We start from the raw sequence: 16,512 nt of genomic DNA, 5'->3' as shown, positions 1-16,512 counted from the left end.
CGATGAACGGCGTTCAGGAGGAAGCCATGCCCGTCACCACCCCCCGCTGGCACGAGCTCGCGGACCACGTCCTCGCCGGCGGAGCCGTCACCGCGGCGGACGCCCTGGCAGTCCTCGACTCGCCGGACTCCGAGCTCATGGAGGTCGTGGCCGCGGCGTCCCGGCTGCGGTTCGAGCACTTCGGCAACAAGGTCAAGGTCAACTACCTGGTCAACCTCAAGTCCGGCCTGTGCCCGGAGGACTGCTTCTACTGCTCGCAGCGCCTCAACTCCACGGCCGGCATCCTGCGCTACACGTGGCTGAACACCGACGAGGCCGTCACCGCCGCCAAGGCGGGCATCGCGGCCGGCGCCTCGCGCGTGTGCCTGGTCGCCAGCGGCACCGGCCCCAGCAACCGCGAGGTCGGCAAGGTCACCGACATCATCGAGGCCATCAAGTCCGACACCCCGGGCGTCGAGGTGTGCGCCTGCCTGGGCGCACTGAAGGACGGCCAGGCCGAGAAGCTGTGCGCGAGCGGCGCCGACGCCTACAACCACAACCTCAACACGGCCGAGAGTCACTACGAGGACATCTGCACCACCCACTCCTACGCCGACCGCGAACACACCGTCGCCCAGGCGCACGGCGCGGGCCTGTCGGCGTGCTCGGGCTTCATCGCCGGTATGGGTGAGACCCGCGAGCAGCTCGTGGAGCTGGCCTTCGATCTGCGCGCCAAGGAGGTCGACTCGATCCCGGTGAACTTCCTCCTGCCCTTCGACGGCACCCCGCTCGAGGGCGTCGACACGCTCAACCCACGCGACTGCCTGCGCATCCTCGCCATGGTCCGCTTCGTCGCCCCCGACACCGAGATCCGCGTGGCCGCCGGACGCGAGCGACACCTGGGCAACCTGCAGGGCATCGCCCTGTACGTGGCGAACTCGCTGTTCCTGGGCGATTACCTCACCAGCGAGGGCCAGCCCGGCGCCCAGGACCTGCAGATGATCGCCGACGCCGGTCTCGAGGTCCTGCGGATGGACCAGCCCGTCGAGGCCCCCGGGAGGCGGGAGGAGAAGGTGGCCATCCGCACGCGCGGAGCCGGCACGAGCGAGCCCGCGAACGCCTGACATGTCGGCCTCCGTCCACCTCCCCCGCACGGACGACCTCGTCGTCGTCGACACTCCCTCCGCCCTCCTCGCCGCCGACGCCGCGCAGGCGCGCACCGCCGCCCTTCTCGCCGCCGACGCCGAGCACGTGTGGCACCCCTACGGCGGGTTCCCCGCGAGCACCCAGCCACTGCCGGTGGTCTCGGCGGAGGGTGTGCGGCTGCGGCTGGCCGACGGGCGCGAGCTCATCGACGGCATGAGCTCGTGGTGGGCGGCGATCCACGGTTACCGGCACCCACACCTCGACGCGGCCGCGCACCGGCAGATCGACACGATGAGCCACGTGATGTTCGGCGGGCTCACGCACGAACCGGCAGTCGAGCTGGCCACGCGGCTCGCCCGCCTCGCCCCCGGCGCGCTGAACAAGGTCTTCCTCGCCGACTCGGGCTCTGTGTCCGTAGAGGTCGCGGCGAAGATGGCGATCCAGTACCAGCGCTCGATCGGCCACCCCGGGCGGACCCGTCTGGCGACGTGGCGCGGCGGCTACCACGGCGACACCCTGACGCCCATGAGCGTGTGCGACCCCGACGGCGGAATGCACTCGATGTGGCGCGGGGTGGTGGCCGAGCAGGTCTTCGCGCCCGCTCCGCCCGCCGACTACGACCCCGCTTACGTCGCCGAGCTCGAGCGGGTGATCCGGAGGAGCGCCGACGAGCTGGCGGGGATCATCGTCGAGCCGGTGGTCCAGGGCGCGGGCGGGATGCGCTTCCACCACCCCGGGTACCTGCGTGACCTGCGCCGGTTGGCCGACGAGACGGGCACGCTGCTCATCTTCGACGAGATCGCCACCGGCTTCGGCCGCACCGGCGAGCTGTGGGCCGCAGACCACGCGGGCGTCGCACCGGACGTGATGTGCGTGGGCAAGGCCCTGACCGGCGGGTATCTCACCCTCGCCGCGACGCTCACCACCGACCGGGTGGCCGAGGTCATCAGCGCCAGCGAGGCGGGGGGCCTGGCGCACGGGCCGACGTTCATGGGCAATCCGCTGGCGTGCGCGGTGGCGTGCGCGTCGCTGGATCTGGTGGCCGGCGGCGGGTGGCGGCGCGACGTGCCACGCATCGAGGCACGCCTGCGCCACGGGCTGGCGCCCGCGCTCGACGTGCCCGGTGTGGTGGACGTGCGGGTGCTCGGGGCGATCGGGGTGATCCAGCTGGCCGAGCCGGTGGAGATGACGACGACGACAACAGCGATCACCTCGCACGGCGTGTGGCTGCGCCCCTTCCGGGATCTCATCTACACGATGCCGCCGTACACCTCTACGGATGACGAGATCGATCGGATCTGTGCGGCGGCGGTGGCCGGGGCTGCAGCGGCGGGAGCGGGCCGATGATCGGGCCGAGCTCACCGGTCGGGCCCGCGCCCGACCGCTCCCCCGCCCTGGACTGGCTCGACGACGCCGCCGCCGACCGGGCCGCCCGGCATGTGCGGCGGGTGCTGGCCCCACGCGCGGCCGATGACGGCGTGATCGACCTCGCCTCCAACGACTACCTCGGGCTGGGTCGGCACCCCGAGGTCGTGGACGCCGCCGTGGCAGCGACGCGCCGTTGGGGTGCGGGCGCGACGGGATCACGCCTGGTCACGGGCACGACGGAGGAGCATCTGGCGCTCGAGGACGAGCTCGCCGAGTTCACTGGCAAGCCCGCCGCGCTGGTCTTCTCCTCCGGCTACACCGCCAACCTCGGAGCCGTGGTGGCGCTGTCCGGGCGGGGATCGCTCATCGTCTCCGACGGCGGCTCGCACGCGTCGTTGGTGGACGCGTGCCGGCTCGCGAGGGCGCGTGTCGTCGTCGTCGACCGGGGTGACGTCGCGGCGGCGGCACGCGCCCTGGCCGAGCGCACCGAGGAGCGCGCGCTGGTCGTTACCGACTCGGTGTACAGCGCCGACGGTGAGCTGGCTCCCCTGCTCGCGCTGCACGGGGCGAGCCGCGCGCACGGCGCGGTCCTGCTGGTCGACGAGGCCCACGGCCTCGGCGTGCGCGGCGACCGCGGGCGGGGGCTCGTGGACGAACTGGGGTTGAGCAGGCACGAGGACGTGGTGGTCACGGCGACGCTGTCCAAGGCGCTCGGGTCGCAGGGCGGGGTGGTCCTGGCGTCCGAGCGGGTGCGCGAGCACCTCATCAGCAGCGCGCGCACCTTCATCTTCGACACCGGCCTCGCCCCCGCCGCGGTCGGCGCGGCCCGCGCCGCCCTCGGCGTCCTGCGCCGCGACCCCTCGCTCGCCTCGCGCGTGGTGGAGGTCGCCGAGCACCTGGCCGCGGTCACCGGCGCCGAGCAGCCACGCTCGGCGGTGGTGTCGGTGATCCTCGGCGACCCCGCCCGCGCGGTCTCCGCCGCCGGCAGGTGCCTCGAGCTGGGCGTCCGGGTGGGGTGCTTCCGCCCGCCGTCGGTTCCCGAGGGCACCGCGCGGCTGCGCCTCACCGCCCGGGCGGACCTCTCCGACGCCGACCTCGCGCGGGCGAGCGACGTGCTGGCCCAGGTGTTGGCCGAGCACGGGCACCCGGTTGGGGCGGCAGCGCGGCTCGAGGGGGCCCGCGCATGACCGCGTCTTCCGGCTCCGCATCCCCGCCCGCCCCGGCGCCGATCGTCATCACCGGCACCGGCACGGACGTGGGCAAGACCATCGCCACCGCAGCGCTGGCCGCCCACGGCCTGTCGGCGGGCCTGGACGTGGGGATCTGCAAACCGATCCAGACGGGCCTCGCGCCCGGCGAGCCCGGCGACGCCCACGAGGCCGCGCGCCTGTCCAGGGTGCGGCGGATGCTGGAGATCCGTCGGCTGCCCGATCCGCTGGCGCCTGAGACCGCCGCCCGCGTCGCCGGCCTGCCGCAGTCCACGCTGCCCGAGTTGATCGATCCGATCCGCGCGTGGCTCCGCACGTCCGGCGGGTCGGCGCCCGACACCGCGGCGGCCTCCGGACCTGCACGCGGGCGCCTGGATCTGGTCGAGGGCGCCGGCGGCGTGCTCGTCCGGCTCGGTACCGGCCTCACCGTCCTCGACCTCGCCCGGTCGCTCGACGCCCCGGTCATCGTGGTCGCGAGGGCCGGACTGGGCACGCTGTCGGACACCGAGCTCACCGTCCGCGCGATCGAGGCGGCGGGTCTGCGGTGCGCGGGGATCGTCATCGGGTCCTGGCCGGCCGATCCGGACCTCGCCGAGCGCTGCAACCTCGAGGATCTGCCCCGCCTGACCGGGGTTCCGGTGCTCGGCCGGGTGCCCGCGGGTGCCGGGGCGGTGGAGCGGGACGAGTTCGGGCGGCGCGCACCGGGGTGGTTCGTCCCCGACCTGCTCGACGTCCTTCGAAGCGGAGATCGGCGGGCGCACTACGGTGAGAAGTCGACGGTTATCGGATCTCCGGCCTGTCAGGCTGCGGGATGACGTCCGAGGTACTCGTCGATCGCTGACCGGATAACCGCACTCATCGGCTGCCCGGTCCGCTCGGCATAGTCCGCAAGCCTTCGGCGGTCCGACTCGGTCAAACGGACAGCCAACGGCCGGGTCTCTTCTGCGACATCACCGGTCCGCGGCCGGCCGGGCCGGTAGTCCGGACGTATTTCGACAGCCCCGGCGTCGATCTCGTACTCGCCGGCCTCCACCGCGTCGGCAAGACGCTCGTAGCGGGCTTCACGTTCACTGGCAGCACTCATCATTCCTCCAATCGCGCTCTCTGCCGGGCACTGACCTCATCGGTCAGATCAACCGCCCCTCCGGTTGCCACGAGGACCTCGCGAGCCACAGCCGCCGTCAGCAGCATGGCGTGGAACACATGCAGCTCATCTTGCTCGATCTGGTCGGCGACCACTTCGATCAAGGCCCCACCGTTCATGTCGCCGACCATCCTGACCAGCTTCGCCTCGGGATCCGCCCGAGGCACCAGGCCATAGCGAACTATCGGATGCGCCAGCACCGCTCTGATCTCCGCATCCGCAACTCCATGTCGGCGTGCGGACGCGTAGATCACCGCTTTCACATTCAAAACTGTATCACGGTTTGAGGCGACGAGAACGACCGAGGCGGGGCGGGGCGGTCCACTTGCCGGTCGCGGTCCCCGCCCTGCTGAGCAGGTAGAATCGGCTGCACGTCGACGCAAGGAGACTGTGTGGCCACCCGCATCCGCCCGACCACCGACCAGGCACTCGCAGGAGCCGCCGCCGGCCACCGCATGGCCGGCATGGAGCCCTCACCCGAGGCCCTCGAGATCACCCGCCGGTTCGCCGACGGGCTCCTCAGCCGCGACCGGGCTCTCGCCGAGATCCGCGCCGCGGTGCGTGAGCGCACCGCTCCCTGACGCTGCCCTCACGCCCATGAACCCCCGAGATCCGTACAAGGAACCCTCGGGGGTTCTGCGTAACCGACTGGGCATCTCCGACCCCGCCGAGCTGGCGGAATACGAGCGCGACCTGGCCTTCTTCCGGGTCGTGGAACTGGAACTCAGCCCGCTGGAGGGTCGATTCGATTTCAAGCACCTCCGCGCGATCCACCGCTACATCCTCCAGGACGTCTTCGACTGGGCCGGCGAGCTCCGCACCGTCGACACCCGCGCCCTCGGCATCCCTCATGCCCGCCCGCAGTTCCTGCCCGACGAGCTCGACCGGGTCTTCCGGCAGATCGCCATCCGACCGCCCAGCACCACCGACCCCGACGCGGCCACCGACACCATCGCCGAGCACTGGTCCGAGCTCACCCTCGTGCACCCGTTCCGCGATGGGAACAGCCGCACGCAGCGAGTCTTCTTCGACCAGATGTTCCGCCACGCCGGGTGGGCCGTCAACTGGGCCGGCATCGACGCCTCAGCGGCGCACGCCGCCCGCCACATGTCGGTGTACGGGCGGCCGGACTACCTCGCCGACCAGCTCAGACGCGCCGTCCACCCGGCCTCCGAGCTCGCCGAGGGCCGCCTGGCCACCACCCTGGGCAACCGCTCGCTGCTCGACTCCTCCGCGCACTTCCGCGCCATGCGCGAGCACCACAGGGCCGCGGTCATCACGCCCTACGGTCGCACCGGGTAGCCGACGACCGGGCTCCCCACCGGGCTCCCCACCGCGTCGTCGCGCCCGGTCAGGACAGGTCGAGGAAGCTACGCAGGTCGTTGAACGACTCGCGCACCACCGAGTAGTGCGCCCACTTGCCGCGCTGCTCGCGGACCAGCAACCCGGCCTCGACGAGCTTCTTGAGATGGTGGCTGATCGTGGGCTGGCTGATGTCGACGACCTCGAGCAGGTCGCACGCGCACACGGAGTCGCACCCCTGTGCCGCGATGTGCGACAACAGGCGCAACCGCATCGGGTCCGCGAGCGCCTTGAGTCGCGCCGACATCCGCTCGGCGGTGGAAGCGTCCACCGGCCCCGCCGACATCGAACAACACGCGTCCTGCTCCGGCGCCGACAGGCCGGGTTCCACTGTTGTCATCGTCCACCTCACCTGCCCCCGAAGATACATTGACACTTACCGATGTGTCAGCCTAGCCTCCCCCATAGACAATCATCGATCTAAGGACGTTCCCCCGGATGAGCACCATGATGACCGGGCCCGGCGTGGCACCGGTCGCCAAGAAGATGTCGTTCCTCGACCGCTGGCTGGCCCTCTGGATTCTCATGGCGATGGCCGTCGGGCTGCTGCTCGGACGGTTCATCCCCGGCCTAGACCGGGCGCTGGACTCGGTGAAGATCGGCGGGATCTCCGTCCCGATCGCCATCGGCCTGTTGGTGATGATGTACCCGGTCCTCGCGAAGGTCCGCTACGACGAGACCCACCGGGTCACCGGTGACCGGAAACTGCTCACGCTGTCGCTGTTCCTCAACTGGATCGCCGGTCCGGCGTTCATGTTCACCCTCGCGTGGGTCTTCCTACCCGACCTGCCGGAGTTCCGTACCGGGCTGATCATCGTGGGCCTGGCCCGCTGCATCGCCATGGTGTTCATCTGGAACGACCTGGCCTGCGGGGACCGGGAGGCCGCCGCGGTGCTGGTCGCGATCAACTCGGTGTTCCAGGTCGTGGCGTTCGGCGCCCTGGGCTGGTTCTACCTGCAGCTTCTGCCCTCCTGGCTGGGGCTGGAGACCACGACGGCCGAGTTCTCGGTGTGGGCGATCGTGCTCTCGGTGCTGGTGTTCCTCGGTATCCCGCTGCTGGCCGGCTTCCTCACCCGAGTGTTCGGCGAGCGGGCCAAGGGCCGGGAGTGGTACGAGGAGACGTTCCTCCCCCGGATCGGCCCGTGGGCCCTCTACGGGCTGCTGTTCACGATCGTGTTGCTGTTCGCCATGCAGGGCGATGCCATCACGTCCCAGCCGCTCGACGTGGCGCGGATGGCCGTGCCCCTCCTGCTGTACTTCGTCCTCATGTTCCTCATCAGCCTGTTCGCCTCGCGGGCGGTCGGGCTGAACTACGCGAAGTCGACCAGCGTGGCCTTCACCGCGTCGGGCAACAACTTCGAGCTGGCGATCGCGGTGTCGATCGGCACCTTCGGCATCGCCTCCGGCCAGGCCCTCGCAGGCGTGGTCGGGCCGCTCATCGAGGTCCCGGTCCTCATCGGGCTCGTCTACGTCGCCCTGTGGGCGGGACCGAAACTCTTCCCGGGCGACCCGACCCTGCCCGATCGTTCGGTGACCGGGACCCGCTCATGACCGGGGAGCAGCAGGCGCACCACGTCCCCAGCGTTCTGTTCGTGTGCGTGAAGAACGGCGGCAAGTCCCAGATGGCGGCGGCGCTCATGCGCCTGCACGCCGGTGACGCGATCGAGGTGCACTCGGCGGGGACCCGGCCCGGCTCGGCCGTCAACGCGCTGTCCGCGGAGGTGGTCGCCGAGGTCGGCGCCGACATGTCCGGCGAGACCCCCACGGCCGTCGACCCCGACCTGCTGCGACAGGTGGACCGGGTGATCGTCCTGGGCGACGAGGCCGCCGGGGAGATCGACGACGACGAGGTCAGCGCGCTCGAAATCTGGCGCACCGACGAGCCGTCGCACCGGGGCATCGAGGGCATGGAGCGGATGCGTCTGGTCCGCGACGACATCGATCGCCGCGTCCGCACCCTGCTCGCAGAGCTGACCGATTCCAGGCCCCGGGTGCTGTTCGTCTGCGTCCACAACGCCGGGCGCTCCCAGATGGCCGCCGGCTACCTGTCCCACCTGGCCGGAGGACGAATCGACGTCCTGTCTGCCGGGTCGGCACCCAAGGATCAGATCAACCCGGTCGCCGTCGAGGCGATGGCCGAGGACGGCGTCGACATCACCTCGGCGACCCCGAAGATCCTCACCACCGACACCGTCCGCGCCTCCGACGTGGTCATCACCATGGGCTGCGGCGACGCGTGCCCGATCTTCCCCGGCAAGCGGTACGAGGACTGGGACTTGGCGGACCCGGCAGGCCAGGGAATCGAGGCCGTCCGCCCCATCCGCGACGAGATCAAGCGGCGGGTCACCGCGCTGATCTCCGAACTGCTCGAGACCGGGTCGTAGTGGCTCCCCTGACCTGATCTCCATCGGCGTGACCTCCGGCTCCACCTCAAGCTGAAAGGGCCCATCATGATCACCGACACCCCCGAGCTGGACGTCCACGTCCTGCACCGCGCCGCCGAGAGACTCGCCACGACATACGAGGGGATCTTCTCGCCGGAGACCGTCGAGCGGTACGTGTTCGAGTCCTACGCGACGCTGGGCCGCACGGCGAAGGTCAGGACGCATCTTGCGGCACTGGCCCAGCACTTCGCGGCCGATCGGCTCCGGGCTCTGGCACTCGCCCAGGGCAAGCTCGAGTCCGCGGTCCCCCAGGTGCTGTTCGTCTGCGTCCAGAACGCCGGCCGTTCCCAGATCGCCGCGGCCCTGTTGCGACATCATGTCGGCGCCGACGTGGAGGTCCGGTCTGCCGGCTCACTCCCCGGCTCGGAGGTGGATCCGCGGGTCCTCGCCGAGCTGGAATCCCGGGGAATCGACATGGCCGGGGCGTTCCCCAAGCCACTGACCGATGACGTGGTCCGCGCGGCCGACTATGTGATCACCATGGGCTGTGGCGACGCGTGCCCCGTCTACCCGGGCAAGAACTACCTGGACTGGGACCTGGTCGACCCCCGGGGCGAGTCCGAGGACACCGTCCGCCGGATCGTCGAGGAGATCGACGGCCGGGTCCGGGCACTGTGGGCGGAGATCAGCCGCTGAGCTGAGCCCCGGGAGCTGCACGGCCGGTAGTGCCACCTCGCCGGCCGGGCGGGTTCAGCCGACGTGCCAGTGACGGCGGATGAGCTCCTCCCGGTCGACCTCTCCGCTTCCGGAGTTGCCCACCTCGTCGTCGTCGTCGTTGTCGTCGTCATCGTCGTCGCCATCACCGCGTAGCCCCGCGAGCACCGAGTCGATGAGCGCGGCGGGGAACACACCGTCGGTCTCGAACATCTCTCGCTCGGCCTCCAGCACGTCGGCCGACTCCGCGCACGAGGTGGGCAGGGTCTCGAAGTCCTCACCGCCGGCGGCGTTGAGTCGCTCGGCCTGCTCCAGGCTGCCCGGGTCGTCGAGCCCGCGCCTGGCCGCCACGGCCATGCCGGCCAACAGCAGGTGCACGTCGGCCGACCCGTCGCCGAGCCGGAGCTCGACGGTCTGGGGATGGACGGTGGGGTCGGGGATCGGCTCGCTGGTGCCGGGGTTGGCGTGGGCGACCATACCGGCGAGCACGTCGCCGCCCCAGGCCAGCGGGACTCGGACGAGGCCGGTGCGGTCCTGCTCACCCCAGCAGATGTCCTCGGGAGACTCGTCGCCCTCGGCGAACCGCAGGTAGGACGTCGGCACCGTGTTGCCGACCGCGGACAGGGCCCTGGCCGCCGAGAGGTAACCGGCGATCAGGCGTCGCCCGGTGTCGTTGATGCCCGCCTCACCCACGATGGCGTTGGCGCCGTCGCGTACCAGGCGACTGTGGACGTGCAGGCCGTTGCCGGCGCCCTCGCCGCTCACCAGCGGGGCGAAGGTCGCCTCGAGGCCGTGGGAGTAGGCGACCTCGCGCACCACCCACTTGGTCAGGACGAGGGCGTCGGCCGCCTGCTCGAGGGGCAGGGGCTGGAGCTCAATCTCGTGCTGGACCATCTGCCGGTCGCCGGTGAGGATGTTGCCGACCTCGCCGTGCGCGTACTTCAGCGGTATCCCCATGGCGGCGAGGCGGCCCAGCACCTGCTCGCGGACCCGCTCGTGCTTGGAGAACGGAGCCGACTCCTGGTAGCCGCGCTCCTCCTCGACCGGGTAGATCGCTTCGGGCGCGTCGACGAGGTAGTACTCGAGCTCGCCGAAGGCCTCGAGCGTCATGCCGGTCTGCCGCGTCAGCGTCTCGGCGGCGCGGCGCACCACCTGCTCGCGCGCGTAGGGCAGCGGCGTCCCGTCGGGCGCGTAGAACGAGCAGAGCACGTCGAGCGAGCAGCGTTCACCGAAGGGGTTGAGGAACGCGGTGCGGTGCCGGGGCACGATGTAGACGTCGCTGGCGTCGGTGTCTGTGCCGGGGAAGACGCTCGAGCCGTCCACGCGCTCGCCGCGGGTGAGCACCTCGCCGAGGTGCTCGCGGGAGTTGATGGGGAAGGCGACGGTCTTGAGGCGCCCGTCGCCGCCCACGTAGCGCAGGTTGACCTGGCTCAGGCCCAGCTCCTCGACCGCCCGGACGAGGTCGCCCGCGGTGAAGTCGTCCGTGGGCTTACCGAGCAGCCGGACGAGGGGGTGTGGTTCGAATGCATCGATGGCCATACCCCGTTGTATCAGCGCTACCGGGTGTCAGCTTCCGGTGCGCGCGACGGAACCGCGTGGCGGGCCGAACGTCAGAACCAGTGGGCGGCGAGCAGTTCGACCGCCTATCCCCTCCCGAGAATCACGTCGTGTACGCGAGGGGCGTACACCCGACGCTTGTAGGCCTCAGGATCGATAAAGGCCAGAACACCGAGTTCCACCAGCTGTCCGACAACCTTGTTGGCTCGCCCGTAGGAGACGCCCAGCGCCTGTTCGACGTGGCGGACCGTGAAAGTCGGATGGGCAACGGCGAGGTCGACTACCGAGATCGGCGTTGCAGACCGCAAGTGGGACCCGCGGACGATTTCCTTGAGTTCGGCTTGCACGCCGACGAGTTCGATCATCTGCGTGTGCGTGGTGCGCGCGGCAGCTTCGAGTCCCCGTGCGAAAAACGCCACGTAGGTGTCCCAGTCTCCCCGCGTACTCACGCCGAGAAGTGCGTCGTAGTACTCGGCACGTCGAGCCTCGAACCACGGAGACACGGTGAGGGTCGGCTCCCCTAGGACGTCCATCGAGAGGAGGTGTAGGACGATAAGAAACCTCCCGAGGCGGCCGTTCCCGTCGCGGAACGGGTGCAATGTCTCGAACTGGTAATGCGACATAGCCGCAGCGACGACGGGGTCGAGCGTCGAACTGTGGTCAGTTCGCATCCAGTCGACGAGGTCGGACAATCCCGCCTCGAGGAGCGGGCCAGGGGGCGCCGGGACGAAGCGGGCTCGCATGATCGCCGGACCGCCCGGGTCCACATCCGACCTCAGGCCGACGACAACCTGGGTATCGCGTAGCCGACCTGAGACCTCCTCAAGGGGCCCACCCCTCATGAGCACGCCTTGAAGGTCGTACAACATCGTCGTCGACAGCGGGCGTCCGTCCGCGGCCCAGGCAAACCCGAGGCGCGCCATCACCTCGAAGTTAAGGATCTCACGGAGGTCCGGCGACCCAGGTTCCTCCACGTCCGCCCCCAGCACTTCGGACAGGGGTGCGTATGTGCCCTCCAGAGCGGAGGTCGAGTGCGCCTCACGGCGGAGAGTAGGGACGCGGAGGAGGGTTGGATCCGGTAAGCGTCGCGCGGTGCTGTCCAAGGAGGCCAACGCCGCCCGGGCGTTCCCCACTGCCAGAACGGTAGGCATCGTCAGTTCTGGCATCCCCTCGGGAAGCCGCGCGGGGACGAACGCTTTATGGCGCCAGTCGCCGACGCGCGGGTCGGTGCCGACGATATCTACGAGCGCGCCCGTCGCGTCGTTGACGAACATTTCCAGGTTCACAATGTCACTGTAGGCGCCCTTGAATGACATTGTCGGCGCCACCATCGCACTCAACCGGCGTCAGACGAACGTGAGCCGCCAGGGCCGGCTCGCCTCCGGCCGACTCCAAGGAGGATGTACACACGGAATCGGTGAGCCCGTCCGCGGCACGACCGCCCGCCCGATCTGTCAGTCCACGTCCTTTGACCAGCCCCGGGCACTCAAGCGGTGCCGACGACGTCCACGTAACGGGCGCTCGGGCTGCTCGCGCTCCTGGTAGTAGTCGAACACCGGTAGACCGAGCTTGAAGCGGATCGCGGCCACGCGAAGGCTGAACCCCACGACCAGGGTGATAACTGCGCCCCAGTTCTCCGGGACGCCGACGGCCGTGAGGCCCACAAAGACGAGCGCGGCCAGGATGGCGATGCTGGCGTACAGCTCCTGCCGGAACACCAGTGGCACCCGGTCGCACAGCAGGTCACGCATGACTCCGCCGAACACGCCGGTGATGACCGCGGCGGCGACGGCGATGAGGACGCCGTGCCCCATCTCGAGAGCGATCCGCGCGCCGATGATCGCGAAGACCGCCAACCCGAGGGCGTCGAGCCCCAGGAAGAGCACCCTGAAGTGCCGCATGATCGGGGCGACGACCACGGTGACGACCGCGGCCAGCGAGACCAGCGCGAGGTAGGACGGGTGCGCCACCCAGATGAGCGGATAGTGGCCCAGCAGGACGTCCCGGATCGAGCCGCCGCCGATGGCGGTGACGCACGCGACGATCACCACCCCGAACAGGTCCATGCGCTCGCGACCGGCGGCGAGCGCGCCGGTCATCGCCTCCGCGGTGATACCGATGAGGAAGAGGACGGTGAGGAACTCCACGGGTCCGGCGCGCTAGAACCAGAGGTCGGCGAGCAACTCGATCGACCGGTTCCGCACAGCCGGGTCGTAGGCGTACGTCACGGTGATGAGCTCGTCGGCGCCGGTGCGCTCGATGAACTCCTCCAGCTGCGCCTTGACCGTGTCGGGCGAGCCGACGGCGCTGATGTCGAGCATCGGGTTGATGGCGCCGGCGAACTGGGCGGGGTCGACGGGCGGCTGGATCTTGCGGCTGCGCCCGGCGCGGAGGTCGAGGAACATCTGCTGCAGCGTGGTGAACTCCCGCTGGGCTTCCGCGTCGGTGTCGGCGACGACCACGTTGATGCCGGCCATCACCTGCGGCTTCTCGATGCGGGCGGTGGGCGCCTCGGTGCTGAAGGTCTCGCGGTACACGCGGATGGCGTCGTCGATCTGGTCGGGCGCGAAGTGCGAGGCCAGCGAGAACGGCAGGCCCAGCTGACCGGCGATCGAGGCGCCGTTGACGGTGGAGCCCAGCACCCAGATCGGCACCTCCATACCCTGCGAGACCGCGGAGAAGATCGGCACGCTGTGGGCGGTGCCGGACTCGCCGAACCAGCCCTGCAGGTCATAGATGTGGCGGGCGAACGCCTGCGGTTCGGCCGACGAGCGGCTCAGGGCCTGCGCGGTCATGCCGTCGGTGCCGGGCGCGCGGCCCAGGCCGAGGTCGATCCGATCGCCGTGGATGTTGGCGAGGGTGCCGTACTGCTCGGCCACCATGAGCGGCGCGTGGTTGGGGAGCATGACGCCGCCGGAGCCCACGCGGATCCGCTCGGTCACCGACGCCGCCTGGGAAATGAGCAGCGAGGTGGCGCTCGAGGCGAGGTTGGGGGTGTTGTGGTGTTCGGCGAACCACAGCCGCGAGTAGCCCAGCCGGTCGGCGAGGCGGGCCGACTCCATCGACGCGGTGATGCCGTCACGCGCGGTGGCCCCCTCGGAGATGGAGACCAGGTCGAGAATGCTCAAGGGGACCGACACAACACACCTTTTCGTAGCTCACCGTGACCACCGCGAACATCCGCGGCTCGTGTGTCGAGGCTACCGATGCGACGAGGTCGGTGATGGGTCACGGATCGGCGCCACCCGCGCCCGCCCCCGTGACGGGCGTGGGTCACACCGGTACCGCGTTGGCGACGTGCAGGACCGGACCGGAACGACGACGACGACGACGAGGTTCCCGCCCCACACCCCGTGGCCGCCTGCGGGCGTCGGCGTATCGAACCTCCGCCCCTGTGTCGTGGGTCACACTGGGCTCGTCGCGGAGTCCCGCCCGCGCATCAGATCCGCACGAAGGGTCCGATCACATGACGTCCGATCACATGACACAGACACGCTCCGACGAGCCGCTCCACCAGCGGGTCACCTCGGGAGAGGCCGATCTCGACGAGTTCCGCGATCGTCTCACCGCATGGTTGGCCGAGCGCGACGAGGTCGACGCTGCAGCCGGGGTCGAGGTCTCGGCGGTGAGCCGGCCGGAGAGTTCGGGGATGTCCAACATCTCGGTGCTCTTCGACGCCACGTGGGCCCCGGCCGAGGCCAGCGCACCGGCGGGCCCGTCCGAACCGCGGCCTGCCCGCCTGGTCGCGCGGATGTGCCCGCTGGACGACGCGTTCGCGGTGTTCCCCGTCTACGACCTACAGAAGCAGTTCAACGTGATGCGGGCGGTCGGCGAGGCCACCGATCTGCCGGTGCCGCGAGTGCGCTGGCTCGAGCAGGACCCGGCCGTGCTCGGAGCGCCGTTCCTGGTGATGGACCGCGCCAGCGGCCGGGCGCCGGTCGACAATCCCCCGTACGTCTTCGACGGCTGGTTGCTCGAGATGGCCCCCGAGCAGCGGGCCGAGCTCCAGCGCGAGTCCGTGGCGGTGCTCGCGGAGATCCATCGCATCCCCGCGCCGGCGGAGCTCCTGCCGATGCTGGCCCCGGCGCCCGGCGTGAGCGCCCTGCGAGCGCACGTCGACGAGCAGCGCGCCTACTACGAGTGGACGACCCGCGAGGACGGACTGAGGATCCCGATCATCGAGCGGGCCTTCGACTGGATCGAGGAGCACTGGCCCGCCGAGACCGGTCCCGACGTGCTGAGCTGGGGCGACGCCCGCATCGGCAACATCCTCTACGAGGGCACCACCCCGACCGCCGTCCTGGACTGGGAGATGACGGCCATCGCGCCGGCCGAGGTGGACCTGGGCTGGTTCCTGTACTTCCACGACCTGTTCCAGGACCTCGCGGAGACCTTCGGCTTCCCCGGGATCCCGGACGTGTTCGACCACTCCGAGGTCGTCGAGCAGTACGAGCAGCTGACCGGCTCCACCGTCCGGGATCTTCCGTTCTACTACGTCTACGCCGGGCTGCAGCAGGCCATCATCCTGTCGCGGATCACTCGTCGTCGTATCCACTTCGGTGAGCAGGAGGCGCCCTCCCACCCGGACGAGTACGTCCTCCACCACCCGATGCTCGCCCGCCTGATCGCCGGCTGACCGCACTCAGAAGGCGTTTCGCGGTGACTGCTGAAATCCGGTTTCCGGAAGCTCAACTTTCGCTCCCAGCTCTCGAAGGACTTCTGCTGCCACCTCTGGCCGCTCGCGTATGACCGAGCGGGCTTGATAGTCCCTCCATTCAGCTCGCCCTTGGTCAATCTGTTCTCTCCAGTCACCACTTCCTTCAACGCCGCATTCGGCGATCAGGAACTCCAAGAAGTCCTCGACGCAAGGCCGGAAGCGCTCTCCGCCGGTCGGGATGTGGAGAGACTCGACAGCAGCCGGAGTCTTGTGACCCGTCTTGGCAAGGAACAGCGTTATGGCCCACTCTGCGCGTGTATGTGAATGTGAGAAGACGGTACGTGCACCGGCTCGCGCAGATACTCCATCCGCAAGATCGGTCGCTTGCGCATATCAAGGAGTTTGAACGCGGACTCGTACACGGCCATGTAGCGCCCCGCCCGGTCGCGCCCCACCGTGAAGTGGACCTCGACAAATCCGATCGAGGCAGGATTTCGTTCTGCTTTCAGTGGTCGCCGAAACTCAAACGAGAACCTCGGCCCCTTGGGAGATCTGACGACACTCAACGGCTCTTCAGATCGGGCGCCGGCCAGCGTCGATTCGATGCGGCTACTGCACTTCACCGCGAGGTCGCTTACATCGCGTTGAAGGTCTGCGTCGCGCTTTTCGTCTTCACCGAAATCGCTTCCGAAGTCGTCAGTCATCCCATAAGAGGAAGCGAATCGTCTTGACTTCGTCCCAGACTTCCCGCTCTTCGTCGGTCAAGAGGTACTGTTCGGCGAGCTTGGCCAGCTCCTCGTAGCTGTGGCCGACCCGTGCGAGCGCGAGCCGCTCCTTCTCGCGAAGCTCCGGCTCAGTTGGGTTTTCGAACACAATGGTCATGGCTTACCTCCCCCTCCTCTCCTACGTGCCCTCAGTATGCATCGCCGGTACGACAGGAGTCGGGTTGTGGCCGTACTGCTCCCAGATGGCTGCCGGGATGTCGCCCCTGTT

General features: G+C 69.7%; 19 protein-coding genes and 1 pseudogene. 11 read left to right on the top strand and 9 right to left on the bottom strand.

Annotation, left to right across the window (positions count from 1 at the left end; translation table 11 throughout):
- Positions 1-26 precede the first annotated feature (26 nt).
- From bioB to bioD, 4 genes are read left to right on the top strand one after another with little or no spacing between them, the layout of a single operon-like run.
- The gene (gene bioB / locus DPA01S_RS03605; protein ID WP_061229772.1) at positions 27-1,103 is read left to right on the top strand and encodes a biotin synthase BioB; all 1,077 of its coding nucleotides are present in this window, start codon (positions 27-29) and stop codon (positions 1,101-1,103) included.
- A gap of 1 nt (position 1,104) precedes the next feature.
- Positions 1,105-2,472 (top strand): adenosylmethionine--8-amino-7-oxononanoate transaminase, encoded by a 1,368-nt coding sequence (locus DPA01S_RS03600; RefSeq protein ID WP_082767831.1) that lies wholly within the window; start codon positions 1,105-1,107, stop codon positions 2,470-2,472.
- Positions 2,469-3,680, top strand: a complete 1,212-nt coding sequence (locus DPA01S_RS03595; protein WP_061229773.1) for an 8-amino-7-oxononanoate synthase — start codon at positions 2,469-2,471, stop codon at positions 3,678-3,680. Before DPA01S_RS03600 ends, DPA01S_RS03595 begins: the two co-directional genes overlap by 4 nt.
- Positions 3,677-4,516, top strand: coding sequence for an ATP-dependent dethiobiotin synthetase BioD (gene bioD / locus DPA01S_RS03590; RefSeq protein WP_082767832.1), 840 nt, complete (start codon positions 3,677-3,679; stop codon positions 4,514-4,516). The genes DPA01S_RS03595 and bioD overlap by 4 nt, the downstream gene beginning before the upstream one ends.
- Here bioD and DPA01S_RS03585 read toward each other — a convergent pair.
- Positions 4,501-4,788, bottom strand: coding sequence for a ribbon-helix-helix domain-containing protein (locus DPA01S_RS03585; RefSeq protein ID WP_061229774.1), 288 nt, complete (start codon positions 4,786-4,788; stop codon positions 4,501-4,503). The two genes, bioD and DPA01S_RS03585, sit on opposite strands and share 16 nt — an antisense overlap.
- Positions 4,785-5,108 (bottom strand): hypothetical protein, encoded by a 324-nt coding sequence (locus DPA01S_RS03580; protein ID WP_131886374.1) that lies wholly within the window; start codon positions 5,106-5,108, stop codon positions 4,785-4,787. Before DPA01S_RS03580 ends, DPA01S_RS03585 begins: the two co-directional genes overlap by 4 nt.
- Before the next feature lie 129 nt (positions 5,109-5,237).
- Between DPA01S_RS03580 and DPA01S_RS03575 the strand changes: the two genes are divergently transcribed.
- Entirely contained in the window at positions 5,238-5,426 is a 189-nt protein-coding gene (locus DPA01S_RS03575) for an antitoxin VbhA family protein (protein ID WP_061229775.1), read from the top strand.
- 16 nt (positions 5,427-5,442) lie between these two features.
- Positions 5,443-6,147 (top strand): Fic/DOC family protein, encoded by a 705-nt coding sequence (locus tag DPA01S_RS03570; RefSeq protein ID WP_061914089.1) that lies wholly within the window; start codon positions 5,443-5,445, stop codon positions 6,145-6,147.
- Between the two features lie 49 nt (positions 6,148-6,196).
- On the opposite strand, the gene DPA01S_RS03565 is transcribed toward DPA01S_RS03570, so the two are convergent.
- Positions 6,197-6,547 carry an ArsR/SmtB family transcription factor gene (locus tag DPA01S_RS03565; RefSeq protein ID WP_061229777.1) on the bottom strand — a complete coding sequence of 117 codons (351 nt, stop codon included), beginning with the start codon at positions 6,545-6,547 and terminating at the stop codon, positions 6,197-6,199.
- Positions 6,548-6,645: 98 nt separating this feature from the next.
- Between DPA01S_RS03565 and arsB the strand changes: the two genes are divergently transcribed.
- The 4 genes and pseudogenes from arsB to DPA01S_RS03550 all read left to right on the top strand — a co-directional run bounded on the left by arsB (position 6,646) and on the right by DPA01S_RS03550 (position 9,287).
- The gene (gene arsB / locus DPA01S_RS03560; RefSeq protein WP_061914087.1) at positions 6,646-7,758 is read left to right on the top strand and encodes an ACR3 family arsenite efflux transporter; all 1,113 of its coding nucleotides are present in this window, start codon (positions 6,646-6,648) and stop codon (positions 7,756-7,758) included.
- Positions 7,755-8,174 (top strand): annotated as a pseudogene (locus DPA01S_RS17205) (arsenate-mycothiol transferase ArsC); the annotation flags it as partial. The gene arsB and the pseudogene DPA01S_RS17205, both read left to right, overlap by 4 nt.
- Before the next feature lie 24 nt (positions 8,175-8,198).
- The gene (locus DPA01S_RS17200; protein ID WP_425598918.1) at positions 8,199-8,591 is read left to right on the top strand and encodes an arsenate reductase ArsC; all 393 of its coding nucleotides are present in this window, start codon (positions 8,199-8,201) and stop codon (positions 8,589-8,591) included.
- A 66-nt stretch (positions 8,592-8,657) separates the two neighbouring features.
- Positions 8,658-9,287: an arsenate-mycothiol transferase ArsC gene (locus DPA01S_RS03550; RefSeq protein WP_061914085.1), complete on the top strand. Its 630-nt coding sequence runs from the start codon at positions 8,658-8,660 to the stop codon at positions 9,285-9,287.
- 54 nt (positions 9,288-9,341) lie between these two features.
- Here DPA01S_RS03550 and DPA01S_RS03545 read toward each other — a convergent pair whose 3' ends face one another.
- The 4 genes from DPA01S_RS03545 to DPA01S_RS03530 form a co-directional block, all read right to left on the bottom strand.
- On the bottom strand, positions 9,342-10,844 hold the full coding sequence (locus tag DPA01S_RS03545) for a glutamine synthetase beta-grasp domain-containing protein (RefSeq protein ID WP_061914083.1): 1,503 nt from the start codon (positions 10,842-10,844) through the stop codon (positions 9,342-9,344).
- 104 nt (positions 10,845-10,948) lie between these two features.
- Complete coding sequence (locus tag DPA01S_RS03540) at positions 10,949-12,178, bottom strand: Fic family protein (protein WP_232302990.1); 1,230 nt, start codon at positions 12,176-12,178, stop codon at positions 10,949-10,951.
- 138 nt (positions 12,179-12,316) lie between these two features.
- Positions 12,317-13,009 (bottom strand): trimeric intracellular cation channel family protein, encoded by a 693-nt coding sequence (locus tag DPA01S_RS03535; protein WP_063935396.1) that lies wholly within the window; start codon positions 13,007-13,009, stop codon positions 12,317-12,319.
- Between the two features lie 12 nt (positions 13,010-13,021).
- On the bottom strand, positions 13,022-14,002 hold the full coding sequence (locus tag DPA01S_RS03530) for an LLM class flavin-dependent oxidoreductase (protein ID WP_061914081.1): 981 nt from the start codon (positions 14,000-14,002) through the stop codon (positions 13,022-13,024).
- A 341-nt stretch (positions 14,003-14,343) separates the two neighbouring features.
- On the opposite strand from DPA01S_RS03530, the gene DPA01S_RS03525 reads away from it, so the two are divergent.
- On the top strand, positions 14,344-15,498 hold the full coding sequence (locus tag DPA01S_RS03525; protein ID WP_083961731.1) for a phosphotransferase family protein: 1,155 nt from the start codon (positions 14,344-14,346) through the stop codon (positions 15,496-15,498).
- 317 nt (positions 15,499-15,815) lie between these two features.
- Here the strand turns inward: DPA01S_RS03525 and DPA01S_RS16700 are convergent, their stop codons facing one another.
- Both DPA01S_RS16700 and DPA01S_RS03520 read right to left on the bottom strand, forming a co-directional pair.
- Positions 15,816-16,223 (bottom strand): hypothetical protein, encoded by a 408-nt coding sequence (locus tag DPA01S_RS16700; RefSeq protein WP_153038691.1) that lies wholly within the window; start codon positions 16,221-16,223, stop codon positions 15,816-15,818.
- Complete coding sequence (locus DPA01S_RS03520) at positions 16,216-16,401, bottom strand: hypothetical protein (protein ID WP_061914077.1); 186 nt, start codon at positions 16,399-16,401, stop codon at positions 16,216-16,218. The genes DPA01S_RS16700 and DPA01S_RS03520 overlap by 8 nt, the downstream gene beginning before the upstream one ends.
- Between the last annotated feature and the right edge of the window lie 111 nt (positions 16,402-16,512).

This window comes from Dietzia papillomatosis NBRC 105045 (assembly GCF_001570845.1).
GTDB lineage: Bacteria > Actinomycetota > Actinomycetes > Mycobacteriales > Mycobacteriaceae > Dietzia > Dietzia cinnamea.
Note: the sequence above shows the minus strand (reverse complement) of the source record. Positions and strands in the feature narration are given on the sequence as shown.